The organism is Thioclava sp. F28-4, from assembly GCF_002020045.1.
GTDB lineage: Bacteria > Pseudomonadota > Alphaproteobacteria > Rhodobacterales > Rhodobacteraceae > Thioclava > Thioclava sediminum.
Genome location: NZ_MPZQ01000007.1, coordinates 20,195 through 44,181, shown reverse-complemented (window position 1 = coordinate 44,181; position 23,987 = coordinate 20,195). Strand labels below are relative to the sequence as shown.

Below are 23,987 nucleotides of genomic sequence, written 5' to 3'. Positions count from 1 at the left end.
GGTTTTTGGTTTCTGGAAGACACCTCCACAAGAAAGCACGGCCGCCGCCGCTTTGATCTTGCCTAAAGCGCCGCGCCCCCTACCCTAGCGCCAGCACTTCGTTCTGGCGGGAACCGCTTTCACATGTCCGATATCCGGCCCGTCCTGCATCTCTTCGGCCTGATCCTCGCGGCCCTCGGGACCGCGATGCTGGTGCCCGCGGCGCTGGACTTCAGCGACCTCAATCCGAACTGGCAGGAATTCTTCGAGGCAGCGGTCGAGACCGCTCTGATCGGGATGGTTCTCTCGCTCGCGACCCGAACCAAAAGCGCGAACGGGCTCAACACGCGGCAAGCTTATCTGCTCACGGCGGCGATCTGGCTCGGTCTGCCGATCTTCGCAGCCCTGCCCTTCATCGAGGGCGCGCCGCACGCGACGTGGACCAACGCCTATTTCGAGGCCGCCTCGGGCATCACCACCACCGGCTACACAGTCTTCGAACATCTCGACACGCTGCCGCGCGGGGTGGTGCTCTGGCGCGGGATGCTGAACTGGTTCGGCGGGCTGGGGATCGCCTTCGTCGCGATGATCTTCCTGCCGGTGCTGCGCATCGGCGGTATGCGCTATTTTCAGGCCGAAGGGTTCGATACGCTGGGCAAGGTGATGCCGCGCGCCCATAACATCGCGCGCTCGCTGCTCTGGGTCTATGTTTCGCTGACGCTGGCCTGCGCAATCAGCTATGCCGCCGCGGGCATGAGCTCGTTCGACGCGATCTGCTACGCGATGGCGACGATCGCGACAGGCGGCTTCGGCACCCATGACAGCTCCTTCGCGAGCTTTTCGCCGGGCGCGCAATATGCCGGTGTCATCTTCATGCTGGGCTCGGCGCTGCCCTTCATCCGCTATGTCCAGCTTGGCCGCGGCGATCTGCGCCCGTTCTGGGACGACCCGCAAATCCACGCCTTCCTGCGCTGGTTCGCCCTCGCGCTCGCAGCACTCCTGATCTGGCGCTACACCCACGCGCCCGACGGGATCGAACCAACCTTCCGCTCCGCCGCCTTCAACCTTTCCTCGATCATGACCGGCACCGGTTTCGGCACCGCCAATGTCGCAAATTGGGGGAGCTTCGCGATGGTGCTGGCCTATTGGGTCGGGCTGATCGGCGGCTGCACCGGGTCAAGCTCGGGCGCGCTCTCGGTCTTTCGCTGGCAGGCGCTCGGCGCGGTGATCCGCGCCGCCGTGCGCCGCCTTCAGATGCCGCACCGAGTCCTGCAACCGCGCCTTGGCGACAAGCTGTTGGAGGAGGACGTGCTCTCCTCCCTCATCCTCTACTTCACCGGCTACATGCTGACGCTCGGCCTGATCTCGGTCGGGATCTCGATGACCGGCGCGGATTTCGTCTCGGCGCTCTTCGCGACATGGGGGGCGCTTGGCAATATCGGCTATGGGGTCGGCCCACTGACCGATCGCACCGGTACGATGATCGATTTCAGCGACGCCGCGACATGGCTGCTGACGCTCGCAATGCTGCTGGGCCGGATCGGGATGCTCGCGATCCTCGTAGTGTTCCTGCCGCGCTTCTGGCGGGCCTGAGCCTCAGACCGGCATCGCCGTGGTCGAGACTACGCATTTGAGCGAAAAGCTCGACTGAATCTGCGCCACGCCCGGAATGTTGGCGAGCTTCGCCCGGTGCAGCCGCGCGAAATCCTCGGCATCGGCCGCCACCACCTTCAGCAGGTAATCCGCAGCCCCCGCCATCAGGTGACATTCGAGCACCTCGGGCACCTGCTTCACGCCCTTCTCGAACGCGTCCAGAACCTCGTCCGCCTGGCTCGACAGCTTGATCTCGACATAGACCGTCGTGGTCCGCCCCAGCTTGCGCGGGTTCAGCAGGGCGACGTAATCGCGGATGTAGCCCTCCTCCTCCAGCCGCTGCACCCGGCGGTGGCAGGCCGAGGCCGACAGGTTCACCCGCTCGCTCAGCTCGGCATTGGAGATTCGCCCCTGCCGCTGCAAAACCTCCAGCAGCCGACGATCTGTCGCGTCCAGCTTGTCGCTCATGCAATATCCTGCCGATCTTTGCGCATTTCATCGAAGATACGAGCGACCCACCCCGCCCACAACCGGCAAATTGGCAAAGCACTTGCTTGTGACGGAGCGCATACTGGGGGCAGGACGTTTCCATTTTTTGGAGGAGGACACGCGATGAAGATCGGAACGGTGCGCGAGATCAAGGCGCAGGAATTCCGCGTCGGGCTGACCCCGGCTGCGGCACAAGAGGCGGTGGCCCATGGCCACGAGGTGCTGGTCGAGACCGGCGCAGGTCAGGGCGCGGGCTTCACCGACAGCGATTACGAGGCGGCTGGCGCGAAAATCCTCGGCGATGCGGCGGATGTGTTCGCGCAGGCCGAGATGATCGTGAAAGTGAAAGAGCCGCAGGCCTCCGAGCGCGCGATGCTGCGCGAAGGCCAGCTTCTCTTCACCTATCTGCATCTGGCCGCCGACCCGGCGCAGACCCATGACCTGATGAAATCGGGCGCGACCTGCATCGCCTACGAGACGGTGACCGCGAAGGACGGCACCCTGCCGCTGCTCGCGCCGATGTCCGAAGTGGCCGGTCGCCTCGCGCCGCAGATGGGGGCCTGGACGCTGCAGAAAGCCAATGGCGGGCGCGGCGTGCTGATGGGCGGCGTGCCGGGCGTGTCGCCCGCGAAGGTCGTCGTGATCGGCGGCGGCGTCGTGGGCACCAACGCCGCGCGCGTAGCTGCCGGGATGGGGGCGGATGTGACCGTGCTCGACAAGTCGCTGCCGCGTCTGCGCTATCTCGATGACACGTTCGGCGGCACCTTCCGCACCGCCTATGCTTCGAAGGCCGAGACCGAAGCGCTGGTCGCAGCCTCCGATCTGGTGATCGGCGCGGTGCTGATCCCCGGGGCCGCCGCCCCGAAACTGGTGACCCGCGAGATGCTGAAGACGATGAAGCCCGGCGCGGCGATCGTCGATGTCGCAATCGATCAGGGCGGCTGCGTCGAGACCTCGCATCCCACGACTCATGACGACCCGATCTACGAGGTCGAGGGCGTGATGCATTACTGCGTGGCCAACATGCCCGGCGCGGTCGCGCGCACCGCGACCCTCGCCCTGTCGAACGCGACGCAGCCGTTCCTGCTGGCGCTGGCCGACAAGGGATGGGAGCGCGCCTGCGCCGAGGATCCGCACCTGGCCGCGGGCCTCAACGTCCATGCGGGCAAGGTGACCTACAAGGCTGTGGCAGAAGCGCTCGACCTGCCGCTCGATGCGCCAGACGCGGTGAAGCACGCAGCCGAATAAGGGTCGCCCTGCCCCACGAACGAAACGGCCCGGAGCTTTGCCCCGGGCCGTTCTCATATCTGCCGGCGACGTCTGCCTGAGACGCCCCGCGCCGTCACTTCCGAAGCGCGTCGCGAATCTCGAGCAGCACGTCGAGCTGGCTCGGCCCGGTTTCCACCGCGGGCGCGACATCGTCGGGCTTCTCCGCCGCGGCCTTCACGCGATTGACCATCTTCACCAGCATGAAGACGACGAACGCGATGATGAGGAAGTTGATCACTGCCATCACGAAGGCACCATAGGCGAAGACCGACGCCCCCGATTTGCGCGCCTCGTCAAGGCTTGCCCCCGCGGGAACCTCGCCGGAGAGCACGGCATAATTATTGGTGAAATCGACCCCGCCCGTGAACAGGCCGATGATCGGGTTGATGATGTCGCCGACGAGCGACGTGACGATCGCAGTGAAGGCCGCGCCGATGATGATACCAACCGCCATGTCCATGACATTGCCCTTGGCGATGAAATCCTTGAATTCCTGAATCATTTCAGACCCTCTTTCCGATGCGCCTTTTGCGCCGCAACAGGCTAGCACGATCTTCGGGTCTGCATAGCCTCCAACGCAGGGCATAGCTGGCCGTATCAAGATGGGATCGCGGCTCAGCAAAGTCTCCGGCGCGCATCCTCGACAAGGCGGCGGGCGACCTGTGCCGCCGTGGTCCCAGTATCACCGCCGCGGCGAGGCGAGAGAGGCGAGGCGACCGGCAAGGCCGCGAAGCCGTCGCTGAGACGTGCGCGCGCCTCCTGCCGGGCGATATCGGCGATGGCTTCCGCATCGAAACGCAGCGCCTGCTGGATCTGATCCGCCGCGTCCTCGCACGGCCCTGCCCCAGCGCGGCCACACGCGCAGGCACAGCCGAAATGGTCTGGCATCTGGGAAATGTTGCGCAGGCGGCGTTGTGCGGCGCGGATGCGCTCGCAGGCCGCGTCGCGCTGATCGGCGCGCAGGGAAAGCTCGAGCGGCAACGTCTCCGCCAGAGTCGCGCGCTCTTCCTGCAGCCCTTCGGCCGCTACGCGCAGGGCCGCTGCCGTGTCCGGCTCGGCCGTTTCCGCATCCTCAAAGCAACCCGAAATCATCTCGTCCAAGACCGCGACCCGGTGACGTGCGATCAGGTCGGCCGCCTCGGCAAAGGCGAGATCGGAGACCGCCTGCCGCAACTCTTCCAACGCGCGGTCGACGGCGCAATCGCCCGGCCCGTGCAGCGCAGTCAACGCACGCTGTTCAAGCGCGATCGACGTAGCTCCGTATTCCTGTCCAACCATGGCGGCATCCCTTTCTGGTAACCGCATCAGGCTGGCACAACGGAATGAACGAAAGGTGAACCTTCGTCCGCCTTTCGCCGCCACATCTAAATTTCAAAGATTTATCAGTCGTTTGACCGAAGCGCCTTCGTGAGGGCCGGGAACATTTCGGCATTCGACGCGATCACCGAGCCCGATTCGAGAACGCCGCGACCTTCGCGCACGGCTTCCACGAAACCGCCCGCTTCCTTCACGAGGAGCATGCCCGCAGCCACGTCCCACGCGTTCAGCCCGCGCTCCCAATAGCCCTCGTAGCGGCCCGCCGCGACATAGGCCAGATCGAGCGAAGCCGCACCCCAGCGCCGGACACCCGCGCATTGCGGCATCAGCTTGGCAAGGTCCTTCAGCGTCGCCGGAAGCGTCGATTTGCCGCCGAAGGGCACGCCGGTCGCGAAGACCGATTCGATCATCTTGTGACGGCCCGATACGCGCAGACGGGTGTCGTTCATGAAAGCGCCGAGGCCCTTCTCGGCGAAATACATCTCGTCTTTCGCCGCGTCGAAGACCACGGCTGCGATGATTTCGCCCTTATGCTCCAGCGCGATCGAGATCGCCCAATGCGGCAGGCCGTGCAGGAAGTTCGTGGTGCCGTCGAGCGGGTCGACGATCCAGCGGCGGGTCGGGTCGTCGCCCGCCTCTTCGCCGGTTTCCTCGCCGATCCAGCCATAGGAGGGGCGCGCCCCGCGCAGCTCGTCCTTGATGATCTTCTCGGATTCGCGGTCGGCCTTCGAGACGAAATCACCCGGGCCCTTCGAGGAGACCTGAAGGTTCTCGACCTCGCGGAAATCCTTGACCAGCGAGCGGCCTGCCTTGCGGGCGGCCTTGATCATCAGGTTGAGGTTTGCGCTGCCTTGCATCTCTGGGCTCCTTCGCGTTTCAAGCGGTCGCCTTACAGGGGTTGCGTGGAAAATCCAAGACCTTTGGCGCGTCAGGCAAACTGAGGAGGGGCTCTGCCCCGCTCGCTGCCGGCCCTTCGCTTGCGCTCCGGGCGTTCGGCGGAGCGACCTTCCACTGGAAGGCCGCCATTTTCCGCCTCACCCCCCGGGATATTTCGGTCGAGAAGAAGGCTCAGGCGCGTTGCAGCTTCACCGGCTCGGTGCGCGCAAGCCGCAGGAAATGCGCCATGAAGGGCTGCGTCGCGTCCTCGGAGCGCGTCGCGGCATAGAGCCGCTTGGTCAGCCCGTGTTCGGTCACCGGCTTGGTGATGTAGTCGGGTTGGTATTTCACCTCGCGCAGCACCCAGTCGGGCAGCACCGCCACGCCGCGATTCGAGGCGACCAGCATCAGGATCACCGCGGTCAGCTCCACCTGCCGCACGGCTTTCGGTTCGACCCGGGCAGGCGTCAAAAGCTGCGTGAAGATGTCCGAGCGGCCCCGGTCGATCGGATAGGTGATCAGCGTCTGATCCGCGAAATCCTGCGCCTCTATATAGGGTTTCGCGGCCAGCGGCGAATTCGCGGCGGCGATGAAGGTCGGCGCGTAGTCGAAGAGCGGGTTGAAAGTGACGCCGTCGATCTTCTCGGGATCCGAGGAGATCACCAGATCGACCTCTTCGCGGCTCAGCGCGGGCAAAGCGTTGAAGGCCAGACCGGGCCGGATATCCACGTCGATATCGGGCCAGGCGTGGCGGAAGCGCTCCAATACCGGGAACAGCCAGTCGAAACAGGCATGGCACTCGATAGCGATGTGCAGGCGCCCCGCGCGGCCCGACCGCAACGCGTCGAACTCGGCCTCTGTCGCGGCGATCTCGGGCAGGATGCGTTCGGCCAGCCGCAGCAGCTTCTGCCCCGCCGCCGACAGCTTCAGCGGCTTCGAGCGACGCACGAACAGCTCCACCCCGGTCTGGTCCTCGAGCCCTTTGATTTGGTGCGACAGCGCGGATTGTGTTATGTGCAGCACGTCCGCTGCCTTCGCGAGCCCCCCGGCATCGTGAATCGCCTTGATTGTGCGCAGGTGACGGAACTCGAGATGCATCTTGTTGTTACACTCATAACGATTTTGAAGATTATGAGTTTGTCTCACAAAGCCCGATCTGGCACAAGAGAGCGAACGAAAGGATAGATTCCCATGACGACGCCCAAGGTCAGCTTCGAATTTTTCCCGCCGAAGACGCTCGATGCGTCGTTCCGGCTGTGGGAAACCGCGCAGGTTCTGGCACCGCTGAAACCCGAGTTCACCTCCGTGACCTACGGGGCGGGTGGCACGACGCGCAAGCTGACCCATGAGGCGGTCGGCACGATCCACAAGAATTACGGCCTCAATGTCGCCGCGCACCTGACCTGCGTGGAAGCGACCAAGGCCGAGACGATGGAGATCGTGGACGCCTATGCCGAGGTCGGCGTGACCGAGATCGTGGCGCTCCGGGGCGATCCGCCGCAGGGCGCCAAGCATTTCACGCCGCATCCCGAGGGCTTCGCCTCTTCGGTCGAGCTGATCGAGGCGCTGGCCGAGGATGGCCGCTTCACGATCCGCGCGGGCGCCTATCCCGAGCCGCATCCCGACGCCGCCGACAATATGGCCGACGTGCGCTGGCTCAAGCGCAAGGTCGAGGCGGGTGCGACCTCGGCGATCACGCAGTTCTTCTTCGAGCCCGAGACCTTCTTCCGCTTCCGCGACGCCTGCGAGAAGGAAGGGATCGACGCGAAGATCATCCCCGGCATCCTGCCGATCCAGTCGTGGAAAGGTGCCAAGAAATTCGCGCAAAGCTGCGGCACCTCCATCCCCGCATGGGTCGAGGAAGCCTTCGAGGCCGCGATCCGCGACGGGCGCGAGCATCTTCTGGCGACCGCGCTGTGCACCGAGTTGTGCGACAAACTGATCGAGGGCGGCGTGGAAGACCTGCATTTCTACACGCTCAACCGCCCCGGCCTGACCCGCGACGTCTGCCACGCGCTGGGTGTGACGCCCGATACGGTGCTGGAGAAAGTGGCCTGAAAGGGCGTTTGAGCGGATTGAACGAAGGGGCCCGGCTGGGCCCCTTTTTTCTTTTACGGTGGCGAGGCGGGTGTGCGGTTTCAGTTTTGCGGAACTCACCAAGCGCAGATTGAAAGTTCGTCATCCTCCCAACATGCACGGTCCCCGTGAGAACGATTTAACTCGTGCAGTCGACCGTGCATGTGGCTAGCGTAAGCTTCTTCGGTCCAGAGACCCAAAGCGTGCTCCCGGTCAACGAGATCGACAGAAGCTGCGTATTTCGCGTTCCCCGTCACGATGGTGAACGAACCCTGTTCCCGAGCTTGAAAATAACAAGTTCCATTGTGATAGATTTTGCCATGATCCGCGATACGGCAGATAATTTCTCGAGGGCTAGCGCCCTCAGGATCCATGTATGGCATGTAGGGCTCATCTGCATACAAAGCACAGGGCAAGAAACCAAGTAATAGAGCGGAAACCGCCGAAAAGGTTTTCTCAAGCATAATCTCTCCTTCAGTGATGCGAAGATCATTGGAGGAATAATGTGGCAATAATTCGGCTCTTTTCTCCCTTGCGACACTGCATTTTGTACCTCCAACAAATGGGAACAGAAGATGCCGACTTTCGGCGCGATCGGAAGCGCTCTATCTTCCCCAATTCCTGCCCCGGAAAAGGAACCAAAGATGCCCGACCAGTATTTTGCCGAAGGACCCGACGATTTCCTCCCGCTCGAGGAGGTCCTCTCGATGTCGGGGCTAGACTACGTCCGCAAGATGGTCACCGGCGACGTCCCCTCCCCCACCGTGCAGAAGCTGATGGCCTATCGGATCACCGAGGCCGAGGAAGGCCGCGTCACCTGTCGCGGCACGCCGGGCCATCCGCAGACCAACGGCTATGGCGGCATTCACGGCGGCTGGTATGCGATGATGCTCGATACGGTGATGACCTGCTCGGTGATCACCGGGCTGAAGAAGGGTCAGACGCAGACGACGCTCGAATTCAAGGTGAACCTGATCCGCGCGATCAAGCCCGGCACCGAGGTGATCGGCGTGGGCCAGCTCGATCATATCGGGCGGTCAACCGGCGTCGCGCGGGGTGAGATCCGGGGCGCCGAGGATGGACGCCTCTACGCGACCGGCACCGCCACCTGTTTCGTCATGACGCCCGATATCTGAGGCAGGGGCGGAGCCGCGCGCGAGGCGGCGAATTTCGGGGCGCAGGATGCGCGGTCGGAAAATCGCGCGCGAGCCTTCGGGCAAGACGACGCTCTCATGCAGCCCCTCAGAAGGATCGCGCCCCACGACACGCGGCGCACGCAGCCAGAACAGCTTGCTCCATCCGGTCCATGTGCCGACGGATGGCGCATTCGGATCGCGCGGGAACTCCGCCTGCCAGCCGGGCGGCAGGCTCAGGCCCAGCGACTCGGCGCGTTCCAGCATCCACACGAGCGGAATATTGGCGAGCGGCCGGGCATCGCCGAAATGGCCCAACATCCCGCCGATATCGCCATGCGCACCGCGAAACCAGCGCTGCTCGATCCGGGTCGCGGGAGGCGCTGCCTCCGAAGCCCCCTCGTCGCTTTCCCAGACCAACGGCTCCAGCACCGAGCGCCGCTCGTCGAGCGCGAGCGCCTGAAACCCGTGGCGCACATGATCGCTCAGGTGGTGGTCGTGAAACCGCACGCGCTCTTCGCTGACGATCCAGAAGAACGGCACGCGGATGCCCAGCGCCTGCACCGTGTCGAACGCGCCGACCATCTCGATCTCGACATTCTCGTGGCACAGGCTGTTGCGAAAGCTTTGCAGGATGTCCGCGGGCGTCTCTTCCTCGTAATGGCGCCAGGCGAGGCGGGTGTTCCGCTCGATCGCATGTTCCGGACGCAAGAGACCGATCCGCCCGATCATCCCGGCGAGCGAGCGCGCCGCGAAGGCGCCCCGAGAATAGCCGATCAGGAAAATCCGGTCGCCCGGACGGTAGCGCATCGCGAGCCAGCCATAGGCGCGTGAGATCTGCTGGTTCACGCCCCAGCCGAACCAGACGTCCGACATGTCGTGCCAGTCCCGCCAGCGCAGCCCGCGCCCGTAATAGACCGACACTTTCGGCGCGGCCCGGCGCAGGAAGCGATAGATCAGCCCAATCGAGGTGAGGCGGTCGGGCCGCAGCGAGCCGAGCGTCCCGTCGAGCAGCACGACATGATCCACCGGCCCGCGGCCCGCACCAGCTGCCGCGCGCGCCTCGGCCCGTTCCGGGCTGCGGCGACGCAAGGCAGAGATCACACGCTCGAAGAGACCGCGCATATCAGCGCTCCTCAGATAAGTTGGGCTTATACTATCCAATGTAGGATAAGTTTCTCTTATCTTCAGGGGCAATCGCGGCAGTTTGTTGACCCGATCGTGCCCGCCGCGCTTTTTGGACCGGCGCGCACGGGGTTTTCCTTGCCGCCTGCGCGGGCTAAACAGCCCTCAAGCCGAGCCAAGGATGCCTGACATGACGATGGACAAGACTTTCGATGCCGCGAGCGCCGAGCCGCGGATCTACGCGAAATGGGAAGAGGCCGGAGCCTTCAAGGCCGGGGCCAACGCATCGCGCGACGAGACCTTCTGCGTGATGATCCCGCCGCCCAACGTGACGGGCGCGCTGCATGTGGGCCACGCCTTCAACAACACCGTGCAGGATATCCTCGTGCGCTGGCACCGGATGCGCGGTTTCGACACGCTCTGGCAGCCGGGTCAGGACCATGCGGGCATCGCGACCCAGCTGATGGTCGAGAAGGAACTGGCCAAGACCCAGCAGCCCAAGCGTGTGGAGCTGGGCCGCGAGAAATTCCTCGAGAAGGTCTGGGAGTGGAAGGGCGAATACGGCTCGACCATCATCAACCAGCTCAAGCGTCTGGGCTCGAGCTGCGACTGGTCGCGCAACGCCTTTACGATGTCGGGTGCGCCCGGTGCGCCGGAGGGCAACGAGGGCAATTTCCATGACGCCGTGATCAAGGTCTTCGTCGACATGTACGAGAAGGGCCTGATCTATCGCGGCAAGCGGCTGGTGAACTGGGATCCCCATTTCGAGACCGCGATCTCCGACCTCGAGGTGGAGAATATCGAAGTCGCCGGTCACATGTGGCACTTCAAATACCCGCTCGCAGGCGGTGAAACCTACACCTATGTCGAGAAGGACGAGGACGGGAATGTCCTCTTCACCGAAGAGCGCGATTACATCTCGATCGCGACCACCCGCCCCGAGACGATGCTCGGCGACGGTGCGGTTGCGGTTCATCCCTCGGATGAGCGTTACGCGCCGATCGTCGGCAAGCTCTGCGAGATTCCGGTGGGCCCGAAAGAGCATCGCCGCCTGATCCCGATCATCACCGATCAATACCCCGATCCCGAATTCGGCTCGGGCGCGGTGAAGATCACCGGCGCGCATGACTTCAACGACTACATGGTCGCCAAGCGCGGCGGCATTCCGATGTATCGCCTGATGGACACCAAGGGCGCGATGCGCGCCGACGGGCTGTCCTACGAGGAATGCGCGGCCCGCGCGATGGACATCTCGAAAGGGGCCGAGTTCACCGAGGCCGAGATCGATGCGCTCAACCTCGTGCCCGAGGAACTGCGCGGGCTCGACCGGTTCGAGGCGCGTGAGGCCGTGATCCGTCAGATCACCGACGAAGGCCTCGCGGTGACGATCACGAAGACCGTCACCGACGAAGACGGCAACGAGACGGAAACCACCGTTCCGTATGTCGAAGACAAGCCTATCATGCAGCCCTTCGGCGATCGCTCGAAAGTGGTGATCGAGCCGATGCTGACCGATCAGTGGTTCGTCGATGCCGAGAAGATCGTGGGCAAGGCGCTGGATGCGGTGCGCAACGGCGACACGGTGATCATGCCCGAGGCCGGCGAGAAGACCTATTTCCACTGGCTGGAAAACATCGAGCCGTGGTGCATCTCGCGCCAGCTCTGGTGGGGTCACCAGATCCCGGTCTGGTACGGTCTGGATATGGACGCGCCCGATTTCCGCGATGACGAGGGCGACGGCACGATCGACCTCGTGGAGATGGGCCGTCTGCTCGTCGAGACCAAAATGGTGCATCGCGACGACCGCTACCACTGCGCCTCCGATTTCGAGAGCGTCATCGGCTGGTTCAAGGCGCAGAATGCCGAGCTGCCAACGCCGCTGAACGTGGCGCGCATCGTCGAGGTGGAAGACCGCCACAAGGCGATCGAAGTGCTGGCCGCGAGCCTCGCGCAATACGAGATGACCGAGGATCCGACGCAGCTCGTCTACCCGGTCTGGCGCGATGCCGATGTCCTCGACACCTGGTTCTCGTCGGGGCTCTGGCCGATCGGCACGCTCGGCTGGCCCGAGGATACCGAGGAGATGCGCAAGTATTTCCCGACCGATGTCCTCGTGACCGGCTTCGACATCCTGTTCTTCTGGGTGGCGCGGATGATGATGATGCAGCTGGCCGTCATGGATCAGGTGCCTTTCCACACCGTCTACCTGCACCAGCTCGTCCGCGACGAGAAGGGCAAGAAGATGTCGAAAACGACGGGCAACGTGATCGACCCGCTCGAGATCATCGACGCTTACGGCGCGGATGCGCTGCGCTTCACCAATACCGCGATGGCGGCGATGGGCGGCGTGCTGAAGCTCTCGGAAGAGCGCATCAAGGGCTACCGGAACTTCGGCACGAAGATCTGGAACGCGACGCGCTTCGCCGAGATGAACGGCGTGTTCGACGGCCCGGTCGTGACCGAGATTCCGCAGCCCACCCACACGGTGAACCGCTGGATCATCGGCGAGACCGCGAAGATCCGCGAGCAGGTGGACGAAGCCTTCGCCGCCTATCGCTTCAACGACGCGGCGCTGGGGCTTTACGGCTTCGTCTGGGGCAAGGTCTGCGACTGGTATGTCGAGTTCGCCAAGCCGCTGTTCGACGGCGAGCATGCGGAGGAAACCCGCGCCACGATGCGCTGGGTGCTCGATCAGTGCTACACGCTGCTGCACCCGATCATGCCCTTCATCACCGAAGAGCTGTGGGAGTTGACCGCGCCGCAGGGCGACCGCGCGAAGATGCTCGTCCATGCCGATTGGCCGGAGTACAAAGCCGCCGATCTGGTGGACGAGGCCGCCGACCGCGAGATGAACTGGGTGATCGACCTGATCGAGGCGATCCGGTCGTCGCGCACGCAGATGGGTGTCCCGGTGGGTCTGAAGCTGCCGATGGTTCTGGCCGAGGCCGATGACGCCGCGCGCGCGGCGCTCGCCAATAACGAGGCGCTGATCTTCAAGCTGGCGCGCATCGAGAGCATCACCGAGGCACCGATCCCGAAAGGGGCGATCTCGATCCCGGCGCAGGGCGCGCTGTTCGGGTTGCCGCTGGAAGGCGTGATCGACATCGCCAAGGAGAAGGCGCGTCTGGAGAAGGCTCTGGGCAAGATGGAGAAGGAAATCGGCGGCATGAAGGGCCGTCTGAACAATCCGAAATTCATCGCCAATGCCGATCCCGAGGTCGTCGTGGAAACCCGCGAGAACCTCGCCCGCGCCGAGGAAGAGGCCGAGAAAGTGCGTCAGGCCGTGGCGCGTCTGGCCGAGATGGGCTGAGCGAGGCCTTTAGCGATCAGGGCCGCGCCTGACCCTCGGGTGGGCGCGGCTCAACATGTGAGGTCCGCACTTTATCTCACAAGCCCGAACGACGGATGAGCGCGCGCGATATCGCAATGCGCCCTCCCGGGGGGAGGGTCGGGCGCGGCCCGGGGCTGCTCGCCCCGTGCCATGAGCTGAACGGAGGCCTTAATCCGACACTTCCTTCATCGTGAAGGCCACGCCCGAGGCGACCACGCAGATCCCCGCATAGACGATCAGCACCATTTCCGGCCCCGCCATCGCGAGCGCCGAACTTGCCGCCCCGAAGGCCAGCAGCATCACCCCCACGGTCGTATTCGACACCGCTGTATAGGCCGCGCGGTCATCCCTGGGCGACATATCCACCAGATAGGTCGAGCGGCCCAGCCGCACCCCTTGATAGCCGATCATCAGCCCGAACAGCGCCACCGGCGATGCCCAGATCGTGCCCATCAGCCCCGACCAGCCCAGCACCACCGCCAGCGCCAGAAACGCGGCTGCGACCAGCCCGGTGAAGATCAGAACCTTGCGCGAGGACCGATCCGCGAGCCGCCCCCAGATATAGGAGCTCACCAGCGAGGCCAGCGCCGAGGCCAGCACCATCGCCCCCAGGGCGCCGAACCGGTTATCGCCCGCCTGGGCCGCGAGCAGCACGATATAGGGCGGCGCGAGCGCGGTCGGCAGCAGCAGCACCCGCGCGATCACAAACTTGCCCAGATCGGCGTCGTTCCACAGCAGGCTCAACTCGGACAGGCCGATGCTGGCCTTATCCTCGCCCGGCTGGTCTTCTTCCGTCAGCGTCGAGAACAGCGCCGCCGCTGCGACCCAGAGCACGGCGGCCAGCGAGATCGCCCCGATCACGAGGCTCATCCGCTCCACCACGCCGGTCATCAGGATGATCGCGAACAGGATCACCCCGGCGGCCGAGACGCTCGTCGCGATCCCGGTCGTCGTGCCGCGCCGCGTCCGGTCCACGGTCTTTCCCAGCACATCCTTGTAGCTCACCGAGGACAGCGAGCGCGCAATCGCCAGCACGCCCAGCGTAACCAGCATCGCAAGCCCCGCGGCCATCCCCTGCATCGTCAGCGCGATCACCACGATCGCAGCCGCCGCCAGCCCCTGGATCAAGCTCCCCGCCGCCCAGGCCCATTTGCGCTGCGGCATCTGGCGGACATGCGGCGCGGTGAACAGCTGCGGCAACAGAGAGCCCGCCTCGCGCACCGGCACCAGCCAGCTGACCAGCGCGGCGGGCGCGCCCACCGCCTGCATCAGCCAGCTCAACACCAGTTTCGGATCGATCAGCCCGTCGGCGAGCTTCGTCATCGACAACGAGCCGACATGGCGCAGGAAACTGCCGGGTTCGTGCTCGGCGGCGCTCTCGCTCAACTCCTTCACATTTCCCGGGCGGTCCCCTGTCAGCGTCTCGAACAGGGAGGTGGAGAAAGAGGTGTCGCTGGCGCTCATCGGCTGGCTTCCCAAACATATGTGATTTTTAAAGATTACGCCGGGACAAGCCCTTAGCCTAGTCCCCGGTTCCGGTGTTCCGGCTTCCCTCGCTACCTATTGAAGCGCCCTCTTGCCGCATGACCGCTTTGCGCTTACGCCTGTAGCCATGACCGGACCCCGATATACCCGCCTGATCGACAGCCTTCCCGCCACCGTGCCCTTCGTCGGGCCCGAGGAACACGAGCGCCTTGCCGGCCGCCGCTTCGCCGCGCGGCTGGGTGCGAATGAAAACGGCTTCGGCCCCTCGCCGCGCGCGATTGCCGCGATGGCGGCGGCGGCAGGCGATGTCTGGAAATACGGCGACTCGACCAGTTTCGAGCTGCGCACGGCGATTGCCGAGCATCACGGTGTCGCGGTCGAGAATGTGCTGGTCGGTGAAGGGATCGACGGGCTCCTGGGCTATCTGTGCCGTCTGGTGATCGAACCCGGCGACCCTGTCGTCACCTCGGACGGGGCCTATCCGACCTTCAACTACCACGTCGCAGGCTTTGGCGGGGTGCTGCACAAAGTGCCCTATGCCGATGACCACGAAGACCCGCAGGCGCTGATCGCGAAGGCAGCGGAGGTGGGCGCGAAGCTCGTCTATATCGCCAATCCCGACAATCCGATGGGCACCCATCACCCGCGCGAGACGATCGAGGCGATGATCGAAGCCGTGCCCGAGGGCACGCTGATGGTGCTGGACGAGGCCTATGTGGAATTCGCCGACGACGGGACCGAAGCGCGCATCGCCGGCGACGATCCCCGCGTAATCCGGATGCGGACCTTCTCGAAGGCGCATGGCTTGGCGGGCGCGCGCGTGGGCTATGCCTTGGCCGCGCCCGAGCTGATCGCGGCCTTCGACAAGATCCGCAATCATTTCGGCATGTGCCGCATTTCTCAGGCAGGCGCGCTGGCCGCGTTGCAGGACAAAACGTGGCAGGCCTATATGCGCCTGCTGGTGGCCGGTGCACGCGACCGGATCGACGTGATCGCAAGGGAGAACGGGCTGAGCACCCTACCCTCGGCCACGAATTTCGTCGCCGTCGACTGCGGGCAGGACGGCGATTTCGCGCGGGCTGTACTGCGGGAACTCGATGCGCGCGCGGTGTTCGTGCGGATGCCTTTCGTCGCCCCGCAAAATCGCTGCATCCGGGTTTCAGTCGGACCGGAGGCCGAGCTCGACGCCTTCGCTGCGGCTCTGCCCGACGCGCTGAAAGCCGCCCGCGCGCGCTGAGCTGCGCGCCCTCTCAGACACAATTCCGCCGATCAAATCGGCAAAAAAGCACCGGCGTCGGCGCGTCTCGCCGCAAGGTGAGTTGCGCCGACTCGGGGGCGCGCCCATGTTTTGCTCAACAACAGGAGCAGACCCATGAGCCGCAAGACTCGCAACGCCCGTATCGCAATGCTTAGCCCGCTGGCCTTTGCCTTGGCCTTCGGCGCTTATGCAGGCATGACCCAATCCAGCCGCGAGATGAAACTCTCGACGTCACGCACCGAAGCCCCGCAAATCTCGCGTGAAGCTTCGGAAGAGGTCGAACAGCTCACCGACTGGCTGGAGCGTCACGGTCAGGCCTGACCGGCGCCTTTCGCAATCGCGCCGGCCGCCGCGGCGATGCCGCCGGGGTTGTGCGGGATTTTCAGCGCCTGCATCCCGGCCTCCATCGTCGCCAGCGCGCCCAGCGTCATATGGGCGTTCACGTGGCCCATATGAGCGACCCGCAGGAAATCGTTGGCCTCGGGCGTGCCGGGTTCGGCCATCCCGAGCCCGATCCCCAGCGTCACCCCCGCCTCGCGCTCCAACCAGCTGCGCAGCCGCTGGGCATTACCGCCTCCGATCCGCGCCGCAGTCACCGAATGGGCGCGATGGGCCGGGTTCGCGATGTTGAGCGCGATGTCGCCCTCCTGCCCCCAGGTCTCGAAAGCCGCCCAGACGGCGGAGGCGAGCGTCGCGTGACGCGCCCAGATATGGGTCAGCCCCTCTTCCTCGAGGATCATCTTAAGCGATTCATCGAGGCCAAAGAGGTGATGGGTCGGCGAGGTGCCCCCGAAATACTGATAGACCATTTCGGGGAAGGCGCGCGGCTGCCAGTCCCAATAGGGGGTGACCATATCGGCCTCGCGGCTGGCGGCCAGCGCCTTGTCGGAGAACCAGACGAAGCCCAGACCGGGCGGCACCATCAGGCCCTTCTGGCTGGCGGCGACCATCACGTCGACGCCCCAATCGTCCATCCGGAACTCGTCGCATCCCAGAGAGGCGATGCAATCGACCATCAAGAGCGCCGGGTGACCCGCCGCGTCGATCGCCGCGCGGATCGCCGGCACGTCGTTGACCACCGAGGTCGCGGTATCGACATGGGTGAGCAGCACGGCCTTGATCTCGTGGGTCTTGTCGGCCCGCAGCGCCTCTTCGACCTTTGCAGGATCGGCCGGTGCCTTGATGCCGAATTCCAGCCGCTGAACGTCCACGCCCATCGTGGCCGCGTTGCGCGCCCAGATATTGCCGAAGCGCCCGGTCACGAGGCTCAGCGCCTTGTCGCCGCGCGAGAACACGTTGGAGATCGACGCCTCCCAAGCGCCGTGCCCGTTGGCGATATAGATCGCGACATGGGACGAGGACATCGCCACCCGACGCAGGTTCGCCGCGACCCGCGCCGCGATCTCCTCGATCTCGCCTTCGTAGATATTGGGCGCGGGACGATGCATCGCGGCCAGAACACGGTCAGGCATCGTCGAGGGGCCGGGAATGGCGAGGTAGGGGCGACCTTGGGCAAGGCTCATCGGGTATCTCCGTCTGGCACAACGGACAATCGGTAATCCCGCCCGCCCGCCGCGTCAATCTCGCGCCCGGCTTGCACGTGCCCCCTATCTCGCGGTAATTCACGGGCTTAACCGCGTGCCGAATGGCGCGCCTATCGCATGGTGCCTCGTGGCCAAGACTGCAAATCCTTACACGTCGAAACACCTCGCGGGCCGGATGTGGCGCGATTATCTGCTCAAGCACTGGCCAATGATCGGCGTGTCGATGGTGCTTCTTATGATCGAAGGCTCGACGCTGGGCGCGCTGAGCTGGATGCTCAAGCCGCTCTTCGACAAGGTCTTCGTGCAAGGCGAAAGCGATCTGATCTGGTGGGTCGGCGCCGCGATCTTCGGGCTGTTCCTGATCCGCGCCGTGACCTCGGTGGCCTCGCGCACGGTGATGACGAGCGTCTCGCTGCGCACCTCTAGCGATATGCAGATCGACCTGTTCCGGCACATGCTGCGGCTCGACCAGCATTTCTATCAGGCCAACCCGCCCGGCGCGCTGATCGAACGCGTACAGGGCGACACCTCCGCCGTGCAGAACGTGTGGAAGATCTTCATCTCCAGCACCGGGCGCGACGCGGTCTCTCTGATTTCGCTGTTCGGCGTCGCGGTTGCCATCGATCCCGGCTGGACGCTGGGGGCCGTGATCGGCGCACCGCTCCTGATCCTGCCGGTCGCGATGGCGCAACGCTATATCCGCCGCAAGACACGCCAGATGCGCGAAAGCTCTTCCGAACGCGCGACCCGGCTCGACGAGGTTTTCCACGGCATCGCCGCCGTGAAGCTCAACGGGATCGAGGAATATCAGGCGGGGCGCTTCGCCCGACTCGTGAACGAAGTCCGCATCGCCCAGATCAAGACCACCTTCATCTCGGGCCTCGTGCCCGCGATGATCGACATCATCACCGGTCTCGGCTTCTTCGTGGTGCTGATCCTCGGCGGCCAGCAGATTCTGGAGGGCGAGCGCTCTGTCGGCGATTTCATGTCCTTCTTCACCGCGATGGCGCTGGCCTTCCAGCCGCTGCGCCGTCTCGCGAATTCGGCAGGTGCGTGGCAAACGGCGGCCGCGAGCCTCGAGCGGATCTATCGCCTGTTCGACACCCAACCCGCGATCACCTCGCCTGCGCAGCCTGCCGCCCTGCCCGAGACCACGCGGATCGAATTCGACGACGTGCATCTGCATTACGGCGACAAGCACGTCCTGCGCGGCCTCAGTTTCGTTGCCGAACCCGGCCAGACCACCGCGCTTGTTGGCCCCTCGGGCGCAGGCAAGACCACCGTGTTCAACCTGCTGACCCGGCTCGTCGATCCCGATAGCGGGCGCATCACGCTGGGCGGCACGCCGCTGAACGCTCTCGGCCTTGCCGAACTGCGCCAGCATTTCTCGACGGTGTCACAGGATTCCGCGCTGTTCGACGAGACGATCCGCGAAAACGTTCTGCTCGGGCAGCAGGAGGTCGACCCTGACCATATCCAGACCGCGCTCGAAGCGGCCCATGTGACCGAATTCACCGACCTTCTGCAAAACGGCATCAATACCGGCGCTGGCCCGCGCGGCTCGGCGCTCTCGGGCGGGCAACGCCAACGGGTCGCCATCGCGCGCGCCGTGCTGCGCGACGCGCCGATCCTGCTGCTCGACGAGGCGACCTCCGCGCTCGACACTGTCTCCGAGGCCAAGGTCGCGCAAGCACTGTCCGACCTGAGCGAGGGTCGCACGACGCTGGTCATCGCCCACCGCCTGTCGACCGTGCGCAACGCCGACAAGATCGTCGTGGTGGTCGAAGGTCAGGTCGTGGAACAGGGCACGCATGACGAGTTGCTGGCCAAGAACGGGCCCTATGCCGGGCTCTGCCGGATGCAGCTTCTCGATTGAGTTGGCATTCCCGTCCTGGCTGCCTACATGGGCGGGGAAAGGAGACCTCTATGGCCGAGCGCATTCTCTACGAGATCACCGGTGCGGATCGCGAGCACTTCCTGCAAGGGCTAGTGACGAACGACGTGAGCCACGTGAAAGACGGGCTGGTCTATACCGCCCTGCTGACGCCGCAGGGCAAATACCTTGCCGATTTCTTCCTGCTGGCGCGGGGCGAGGCGATCGTGCTCGATATCGACGCCAGCATCGCCGAGGCGACGATCAAGCGGCTGGGCATGTACAAGCTGCGTGCGGATGTCGCGATCGCCCCCTCCGATCTGAAGGTCTATCGCGGTACCGGGCCCGCGCCCGAGCGCGCAATGGCCGATCCGCGCCATCCCGACATGGGCTGGCGGCTCTACGGGGACGAAGCGGGCGATGACGGCACCGATTGGGATGCGATCCGGGTTGCGCATTGCATCCCTGAGACCGGTATCGAGCTGACCCCCGACACGTTCATCCTCGAGGCCGGGTTCGATCGGTTGGCCGGCGTGGATTTCCGCAAAGGCTGCTATGTCGGCCAGGAAGTCACCGCGCGGATGAAGCACAAGACCGAGCTGCGCAAAGGCTTCGTCACGGTCGATGTCAAAGGCCCCGCCGAGCCGGGAACCGAGATCACCTCGGACGGGCGCAGCGTCGGGCGTCTTTTCACCCGTTCCGGCGATCGCGCGATCGCCTATCTGCGCCTCGGGCGCGCATCGGGCGAGATGTCGGCGGGTGACGCGGTGGTCACTTATTTATGACCAGCAAGGATCAAATGTTTCGGAAAGCGCAAGCCCCATCCATGCGTTTTACGGAACATCGTGACGCAGAGGAAACGACCGCAAGAAATCCTTCGTAATACGAACGAATTCGCGCGATCTGAAGGCCATCAATAGAGCGCAATTTCAATCACTTAGAAGACCATCTAGGCCTTTGTGCGTTCGCGCTTCGCAAATAGCCGGCCTTGAATTCCAGCGGCACACGCTTACTTCGCGTGCATTGCGATCCCTTGTAAGGGGGCTAGCTTTTGGTGAACGGCAAAGGTGATATGCGCCAGGCGCATACCTGCCATGTGACCCAAGGCATATCGAATCGGGGGCCGAACGGCCTAGATGGCCCTCACGCCAGGAAACGCAAGAGCAATAACAAAGGACGGAAGAATGCGCGATTTCGTTGACGGCTCGGCCTTCAATTACGAGCAGGGCCAACGAGCCCGCAAACTGTTCGCCGCTGTGGTTCTCGCGGCGCTGGATGATGCGATTGCAGACGACAAGAAATACGGCAACGGTCCCGAGCAGATCGCCCGCTGGGCACGCTCGCGCGATGGTCGTGAAGTTCTGTCCTGCGCCGGCATCGATCCGAACGAGCGCGTCGTCCGGGGTTTGATGGAATTCGTCGGCAAAGGTGTCCGCACGTCGGTCGCCCTGTCGCGCGAAGAAAGCGAACGCCGTCTCGCCGCGATTTCGGACGAGCACGAGGCCGAAGCCGCCTGATCCTGTCAGGCGCCACGGCGACAGTTGGATACACAAAACGGCGCGTCCCACAGGGCGAGCCGTTTTGAATTTCTTGGGCGTGTTCTTCTCAGCGATCAAGAAGGGCGGTTTGCGCTCCCTTCCGTGCGAGAGCTTCCCAGTCAATGTAAGCCATGATCGCACCGCGTAGGGCAAAGTCGCATCGCGTACCCTGCCCCGGCTTTTCCCCGACCCGAAAAGCTTCAGTCCAGATCGCGGCTCATCAGAGCGCGCTGCACTTCGCGACGCACCATCTTGCGCAGATTGCGCGTGATCTTCGCACCGAGCGCGCCTTGAAGCTCTTCGCGCAGCAGCGACGACACGAGGTGCCGAAGCTGGGTCTCGGTCATCGATTGCGCCAGCGGATGCAAGGCGGCATCGGGCTGGTCCGAGGTGGACGCAAGTTCGGCCTCGAGCGCGGCGATCTCATCCGCCTCGAAATCTTCCTCGAGCGACGCACGCAGCTCCGCATAGCTGGACGTCCGCGGCTCCGGCTCCGGGGCACGCGCCCCGGCATCGCTGAGATGCAGGCGACGCGGCGGTGTGTCAGCCGCGGTGTCGCTCGCCTGCATGAACTCGGATGCACTGTCAGTGTCGTCGTCCATCTCGGGCGTGAGATCTTCCCAATCCTGCGCTGCGGTGGCGTCCTGCAGCGACTCAGGCTCTGCCTCGGCCCCCGGCGGCACGTCGAAGCCGATCACGGCCTCGGTCCCGAAGGTCTCTTCCTCCGCGCTGATGTCTTCCGGCTCGGCCTCTGAAGGAGAGGCGTCATCGAAATCGAGGCCCGCCAGAGGATCATCCTCGGCGCTTTCAAGCGTCTCGCTGGCGATATCCGTGTCACCATCCGCCGCGTCGGCTTCCGGCGCTTGGGGCGCGACAAAGCCGGCCACGTCCTCCCACTCTGCGCTGGTGAAGGTCTGCTCCGGATCGGAGCCCTGATCCCAAACCGGCGTAAAACTTTCGGGCAATTCGGTCAGCGGCGCGGTGCCTGCCGGTTCGAACCGGTCGCCCGTCTCGGATTCGTAATCGGCACCATCGCGCGCCACTTCTGCCTCAAGCTGGGCGAGCGAGCCCTCCAGCCGCTTGAGCTCATCGTCAAAGCTGCCCTGCGGCAATTCCGCCTCCGAAGGCCAGGGCTCGGCCTCTGCATCATCGAATTCGGGTTCAAAATTCTGCGGCTTGCGACGGGCCTCGGACAGCTGTGCAGGCTCCACCGACTCGGTGGGCGCCTCCGACAGTTCGACGGCGTCATCCTGCGCCGCCGCGGCTTCCTCTTCCGGCGAAACACCCGGCGCGGACCATTCGAGATCGTGGATATCGCCTTTCGACCCCGCCTGAGACTCCGACACGAGATGCGCGGGCGTCAGAACCAGCGGATCGGGCATCGAGCGCTCCCCTTTCGAGGTTGGATAACTCTCGGCCACACGCGGGCTGTCCTGCGACACCAGTCGCCGGATCGATGCCAGCACATCTTCGATTTCGGGTCTGGGTCGGGTATCAGCCATGATCACTCCATCCTGCCGCGCGCACGCGCGCCTGTCCAGCCGTGACGGATCCGAAACTGCGAGGGACACCCGGAGGCTGCGATGCCTGCGCCACAGCGGCGCGGCAGGCGGGCCCGAAAGCCCGCCGAAACACCGTTCGGTCGTTACTGGCCGATGGCCTTGAGCACACGATCCAGACGCTTGCCCTGCGGGCTGAGCGTGAGGGGCGCGGTGCGGACCGAGTTGTAATAGGCCGCGGGATCATAGGTCGGAATTCCAAGCTTCAGGTTTTCTACCGTCAACAGACCCATAGCGGACAAAAGTTGATAATAAGCTACCTGCAGAGTGGCCGCCGCGTCGATCCGGCCCGCCTGCGCATCCAGCAGGTCCTGTTCAGCCGAAAGCACGTCGAGCGTGGTGCGCGCGCCCAGAAGCGCCTCTTCCTTGACGCCCTGATAGGCGGTCCGGGCTGCGGTGATCTGCTGATCGTAAGCCGAAATCTGCGCCTTCGCGATGTCGATCGCCGCCCAGGCGTTGGCCACGTTTTGCGAGACAGTCACACCGGCCTGGCTCAGCTGCGCGCGGGCCGATTGATCGTTCGCCACGGCCTGACGCTGCGCCGAAAGAAGCGCGCCACCCGAATAAAGCGTCTGGTTCAGCTCGATCCCGGCGGATTGCGTCTGCACGCCCTGCTCTTGCTGGCGCAGGCCAAGCGAACCGGTGATTTTCGGCAGGCGATTGGCGCGGGCGTAATCCACACCGAGGTCATAGACCGCGACGGTGTGCTGCAGCTGCTTGATGCTCGGATGGGTGCGCAGCGCGATGTCGCGCGCCGCATCCAGCGAACCCGGCAGAGACGGACGCTTCGGGAAGGCCGCGAGGTTGCTCGGATAGTGGCCAGTGGCCGCCTTGTAGGCCTCGCGTGCGGAGCGCAGGTTGCCCTGTGCCGCAGCGAGCGAGGCACGGGCGGACGCGAGCTGAGCCTGTGCGAGCGACACGTCGGTCTTCGTGACTTCACCAACTTCGAAACGGTCGTTCGAGGCCTTGAGTTCTTCGTTCAGGACGCGCGCCGAGTTCTGGTTGATCGCGACCTGCTCGGAGGCCGATTTCACGTCCGAATAGGCCTGAATCGCCGAGAGCAGCACGTTTTGCTCGACCGAGCGCAGACCCTCGCGGGTGGCCAGCACGGTCTCTTTCTTCATCGAGACATTGAGCTTGTTGCGACCGAAATCGAACAGCGTCATCGACGCACCGAGCGAAGTCGAGGCGCTCTGCGAGATCGCCCCCGTGGCGTCGGAATTCAGGTAATCGTAGCTCGCGGTCCACTGCAGGACCGGGCGCAGATTCGCGACGGCTTGTGCGACGTCTTCATCGGCGGCCCGCAGCGCGGCCCGGTTCTGCTCCAGCAGGTTCGAATTGCGATATGCAGAGACCAGCGCATCGGCGAGCGTCTCCGCCCCTGCCGCGGCCGGCCCAAATGCGGTAGCCGCGACCAAAGCGGTCATAGTCAGAGTCTTGCGCAGCATCGAATATCCCTCGTTTCCTGTATCGCCGCAGATGCAGGTGTTGTCCCTCTGCCGCCGGGCGCGATTACTTCAAATTCTATCGGCTCAGCGTCCG

At 64.5% G+C, this 23,987-nt stretch carries 21 protein-coding genes; 10 read left to right on the top strand and 11 right to left on the bottom strand.

All coding sequences use genetic code 11. The features are described 5' to 3' along the window. The first annotated feature begins 123 nt into the window (after window positions 1-123). Window positions 124-1,572 (top strand): TrkH family potassium uptake protein, encoded by a 1,449-nt coding sequence (locus tag BMI87_RS15095; protein WP_078522452.1) that lies wholly within the window; start codon window positions 124-126, stop codon window positions 1,570-1,572. A 3-nt stretch (window positions 1,573-1,575) separates the two neighbouring features. On the opposite strand, the gene BMI87_RS15090 is transcribed toward BMI87_RS15095, so the two are convergent. Continuing rightward, a complete protein-coding gene (locus BMI87_RS15090) occupies window positions 1,576-2,040 on the bottom strand; it encodes an Lrp/AsnC family transcriptional regulator (RefSeq protein ID WP_078522451.1) in 465 nt (154 codons plus the stop codon). Between the two features lie 144 nt (window positions 2,041-2,184). On the opposite strand from BMI87_RS15090, the gene ald reads away from it, so the two are divergent. Next, window positions 2,185-3,309 (top strand): alanine dehydrogenase, encoded by a 1,125-nt coding sequence (gene ald / locus BMI87_RS15085; RefSeq protein ID WP_078522450.1) that lies wholly within the window; start codon window positions 2,185-2,187, stop codon window positions 3,307-3,309. Window positions 3,310-3,403: 94 nt separating this feature from the next. On the opposite strand, the gene mscL is transcribed toward ald, so the two are convergent. The 4 genes from mscL to BMI87_RS15065 form a co-directional block, all read right to left on the bottom strand. Further along, on the bottom strand, window positions 3,404-3,832 hold the full coding sequence (mscL, locus tag BMI87_RS15080; RefSeq protein WP_078522449.1) for a large conductance mechanosensitive channel protein MscL: 429 nt from the start codon (window positions 3,830-3,832) through the stop codon (window positions 3,404-3,406). A 113-nt stretch (window positions 3,833-3,945) separates the two neighbouring features. After that, entirely contained in the window at window positions 3,946-4,608 is a 663-nt protein-coding gene (locus BMI87_RS15075) for a hypothetical protein (protein ID WP_078522448.1), read from the bottom strand. A gap of 104 nt (window positions 4,609-4,712) precedes the next feature. Next, on the bottom strand, window positions 4,713-5,504 hold the full coding sequence (locus BMI87_RS15070) for an inositol monophosphatase family protein (RefSeq protein ID WP_078522447.1): 792 nt from the start codon (window positions 5,502-5,504) through the stop codon (window positions 4,713-4,715). Between the two features lie 211 nt (window positions 5,505-5,715). Continuing rightward, window positions 5,716-6,621 carry a LysR family transcriptional regulator gene (locus BMI87_RS15065; protein WP_075773886.1) on the bottom strand — a complete coding sequence of 302 codons (906 nt, stop codon included), beginning with the start codon at window positions 6,619-6,621 and terminating at the stop codon, window positions 5,716-5,718. A gap of 93 nt (window positions 6,622-6,714) precedes the next feature. On the opposite strand from BMI87_RS15065, the gene metF reads away from it, so the two are divergent. Next, window positions 6,715-7,581 carry a methylenetetrahydrofolate reductase [NAD(P)H] gene (metF, locus tag BMI87_RS15060; RefSeq protein WP_078522446.1) on the top strand — a complete coding sequence of 289 codons (867 nt, stop codon included), beginning with the start codon at window positions 6,715-6,717 and terminating at the stop codon, window positions 7,579-7,581. A gap of 95 nt (window positions 7,582-7,676) precedes the next feature. Here metF and BMI87_RS22175 read toward each other — a convergent pair whose 3' ends face one another. Continuing rightward, entirely contained in the window at window positions 7,677-8,063 is a 387-nt protein-coding gene (locus BMI87_RS22175; protein ID WP_146681625.1) for a hypothetical protein, read from the bottom strand. A gap of 180 nt (window positions 8,064-8,243) precedes the next feature. Here BMI87_RS22175 and BMI87_RS15055 point away from each other — a divergent pair, with 180 nt between their 5' ends. Continuing rightward, window positions 8,244-8,735, top strand: a complete 492-nt coding sequence (locus BMI87_RS15055; RefSeq protein ID WP_078522445.1) for a PaaI family thioesterase — start codon at window positions 8,244-8,246, stop codon at window positions 8,733-8,735. On the opposite strand, the gene BMI87_RS15050 is transcribed toward BMI87_RS15055, so the two are convergent. Beyond that, complete coding sequence (locus BMI87_RS15050; RefSeq protein ID WP_078522444.1) at window positions 8,637-9,857, bottom strand: DUF2235 domain-containing protein; 1,221 nt, start codon at window positions 9,855-9,857, stop codon at window positions 8,637-8,639. The genes BMI87_RS15055 and BMI87_RS15050 overlap by 99 nt on opposite strands. Window positions 9,858-10,047: 190 nt before the next feature. Between BMI87_RS15050 and BMI87_RS15045 the strand changes: the two genes are divergently transcribed. After that, entirely contained in the window at window positions 10,048-13,167 is a 3,120-nt protein-coding gene (locus BMI87_RS15045; RefSeq protein WP_078522443.1) for a valine--tRNA ligase, read from the top strand. A gap of 189 nt (window positions 13,168-13,356) precedes the next feature. Here BMI87_RS15045 and BMI87_RS15040 read toward each other — a convergent pair whose 3' ends face one another. Beyond that, complete coding sequence (locus tag BMI87_RS15040; protein ID WP_078522442.1) at window positions 13,357-14,652, bottom strand: MFS transporter; 1,296 nt, start codon at window positions 14,650-14,652, stop codon at window positions 13,357-13,359. A 148-nt stretch (window positions 14,653-14,800) separates the two neighbouring features. Here BMI87_RS15040 and BMI87_RS15035 point away from each other — a divergent pair, with 148 nt between their 5' ends. Next, entirely contained in the window at window positions 14,801-15,910 is a 1,110-nt protein-coding gene (locus BMI87_RS15035) for a pyridoxal phosphate-dependent aminotransferase (protein WP_078522441.1), read from the top strand. Between the two features lie 135 nt (window positions 15,911-16,045). Then, window positions 16,046-16,252, top strand: a complete 207-nt coding sequence (locus tag BMI87_RS15030; protein ID WP_078522440.1) for a hypothetical protein — start codon at window positions 16,046-16,048, stop codon at window positions 16,250-16,252. On the opposite strand, the gene BMI87_RS15025 is transcribed toward BMI87_RS15030, so the two are convergent. Beyond that, window positions 16,243-17,454 carry an alanine--glyoxylate aminotransferase family protein gene (locus tag BMI87_RS15025; protein WP_078522439.1) on the bottom strand — a complete coding sequence of 404 codons (1,212 nt, stop codon included), beginning with the start codon at window positions 17,452-17,454 and terminating at the stop codon, window positions 16,243-16,245. The genes BMI87_RS15030 and BMI87_RS15025 overlap by 10 nt on opposite strands. A 196-nt stretch (window positions 17,455-17,650) precedes the next feature. On the opposite strand from BMI87_RS15025, the gene BMI87_RS15020 reads away from it, so the two are divergent. The 3 genes from BMI87_RS15020 (at window position 17,651) to BMI87_RS15010 (ending at window position 20,865) form a co-directional block, all read left to right on the top strand. Then, complete coding sequence (locus tag BMI87_RS15020) at window positions 17,651-19,351, top strand: ABC transporter ATP-binding protein (RefSeq protein WP_078522438.1); 1,701 nt, start codon at window positions 17,651-17,653, stop codon at window positions 19,349-19,351. A 50-nt stretch (window positions 19,352-19,401) separates the two neighbouring features. Next, window positions 19,402-20,133, top strand: a complete 732-nt coding sequence (locus BMI87_RS15015; protein ID WP_078522437.1) for a folate-binding protein YgfZ — start codon at window positions 19,402-19,404, stop codon at window positions 20,131-20,133. Between the two features lie 399 nt (window positions 20,134-20,532). After that, the gene (locus BMI87_RS15010) at window positions 20,533-20,865 is read left to right on the top strand and encodes a DUF6280 family protein (protein WP_075773874.1); all 333 of its coding nucleotides are present in this window, start codon (window positions 20,533-20,535) and stop codon (window positions 20,863-20,865) included. Between the two features lie 221 nt (window positions 20,866-21,086). Here BMI87_RS15010 and BMI87_RS22575 read toward each other — a convergent pair whose 3' ends face one another. Continuing rightward, a complete protein-coding gene (locus BMI87_RS22575; protein ID WP_078522436.1) occupies window positions 21,087-22,388 on the bottom strand; it encodes a hypothetical protein in 1,302 nt (433 codons plus the stop codon). Between the two features lie 143 nt (window positions 22,389-22,531). Beyond that, on the bottom strand, window positions 22,532-23,893 hold the full coding sequence (locus BMI87_RS15000) for a TolC family outer membrane protein (RefSeq protein WP_078522435.1): 1,362 nt from the start codon (window positions 23,891-23,893) through the stop codon (window positions 22,532-22,534). Window positions 23,894-23,987 lie beyond the last annotated feature (94 nt).

What these genes read in the sequence shown, in the direction of transcription:
- BMI87_RS15095 (WP_078522452.1), top strand. Translation starts at nt 124, where the DNA reads ATGTCCGATATCCGGCCCGTCCTGCATCTCTTCGGCCTGATCCTCGCG.
- BMI87_RS15090 (WP_078522451.1), bottom strand. Translation starts at nt 2,040, where the DNA reads ATGAGCGACAAGCTGGACGCGACAGATCGTCGGCTGCTGGAGGTTTTG.
- ald (WP_078522450.1), top strand. Translation starts at nt 2,185, where the DNA reads ATGAAGATCGGAACGGTGCGCGAGATCAAGGCGCAGGAATTCCGCGTC.
- mscL (WP_078522449.1), bottom strand. Translation starts at nt 3,832, where the DNA reads ATGATTCAGGAATTCAAGGATTTCATCGCCAAGGGCAATGTCATGGAC.
- BMI87_RS15075 (WP_078522448.1), bottom strand. Translation starts at nt 4,608, where the DNA reads ATGGTTGGACAGGAATACGGAGCTACGTCGATCGCGCTTGAACAGCGT.
- BMI87_RS15070 (WP_078522447.1), bottom strand. Translation starts at nt 5,504, where the DNA reads ATGCAAGGCAGCGCAAACCTCAACCTGATGATCAAGGCCGCCCGCAAG.
- BMI87_RS15065 (WP_075773886.1), bottom strand. Translation starts at nt 6,621, where the DNA reads ATGCATCTCGAGTTCCGTCACCTGCGCACAATCAAGGCGATTCACGAT.
- metF (WP_078522446.1), top strand. Translation starts at nt 6,715, where the DNA reads ATGACGACGCCCAAGGTCAGCTTCGAATTTTTCCCGCCGAAGACGCTC.
- BMI87_RS22175 (WP_146681625.1), bottom strand. Translation starts at nt 8,063, where the DNA reads ATGCTTGAGAAAACCTTTTCGGCGGTTTCCGCTCTATTACTTGGTTTC.
- BMI87_RS15055 (WP_078522445.1), top strand. Translation starts at nt 8,244, where the DNA reads ATGCCCGACCAGTATTTTGCCGAAGGACCCGACGATTTCCTCCCGCTC.
- BMI87_RS15050 (WP_078522444.1), bottom strand. Translation starts at nt 9,857, where the DNA reads ATGCGCGGTCTCTTCGAGCGTGTGATCTCTGCCTTGCGTCGCCGCAGC.
- BMI87_RS15045 (WP_078522443.1), top strand. Translation starts at nt 10,048, where the DNA reads ATGACGATGGACAAGACTTTCGATGCCGCGAGCGCCGAGCCGCGGATC.
- BMI87_RS15040 (WP_078522442.1), bottom strand. Translation starts at nt 14,652, where the DNA reads ATGAGCGCCAGCGACACCTCTTTCTCCACCTCCCTGTTCGAGACGCTG.
- BMI87_RS15035 (WP_078522441.1), top strand. Translation starts at nt 14,801, where the DNA reads ATGACCGGACCCCGATATACCCGCCTGATCGACAGCCTTCCCGCCACC.
- BMI87_RS15030 (WP_078522440.1), top strand. Translation starts at nt 16,046, where the DNA reads ATGAGCCGCAAGACTCGCAACGCCCGTATCGCAATGCTTAGCCCGCTG.
- BMI87_RS15025 (WP_078522439.1), bottom strand. Translation starts at nt 17,454, where the DNA reads ATGAGCCTTGCCCAAGGTCGCCCCTACCTCGCCATTCCCGGCCCCTCG.
- BMI87_RS15020 (WP_078522438.1), top strand. Translation starts at nt 17,651, where the DNA reads ATGTGGCGCGATTATCTGCTCAAGCACTGGCCAATGATCGGCGTGTCG.
- BMI87_RS15015 (WP_078522437.1), top strand. Translation starts at nt 19,402, where the DNA reads ATGGCCGAGCGCATTCTCTACGAGATCACCGGTGCGGATCGCGAGCAC.
- BMI87_RS15010 (WP_075773874.1), top strand. Translation starts at nt 20,533, where the DNA reads ATGCGCGATTTCGTTGACGGCTCGGCCTTCAATTACGAGCAGGGCCAA.
- BMI87_RS22575 (WP_078522436.1), bottom strand. Translation starts at nt 22,388, where the DNA reads ATGGCTGATACCCGACCCAGACCCGAAATCGAAGATGTGCTGGCATCG.
- BMI87_RS15000 (WP_078522435.1), bottom strand. Translation starts at nt 23,893, where the DNA reads ATGCTGCGCAAGACTCTGACTATGACCGCTTTGGTCGCGGCTACCGCA.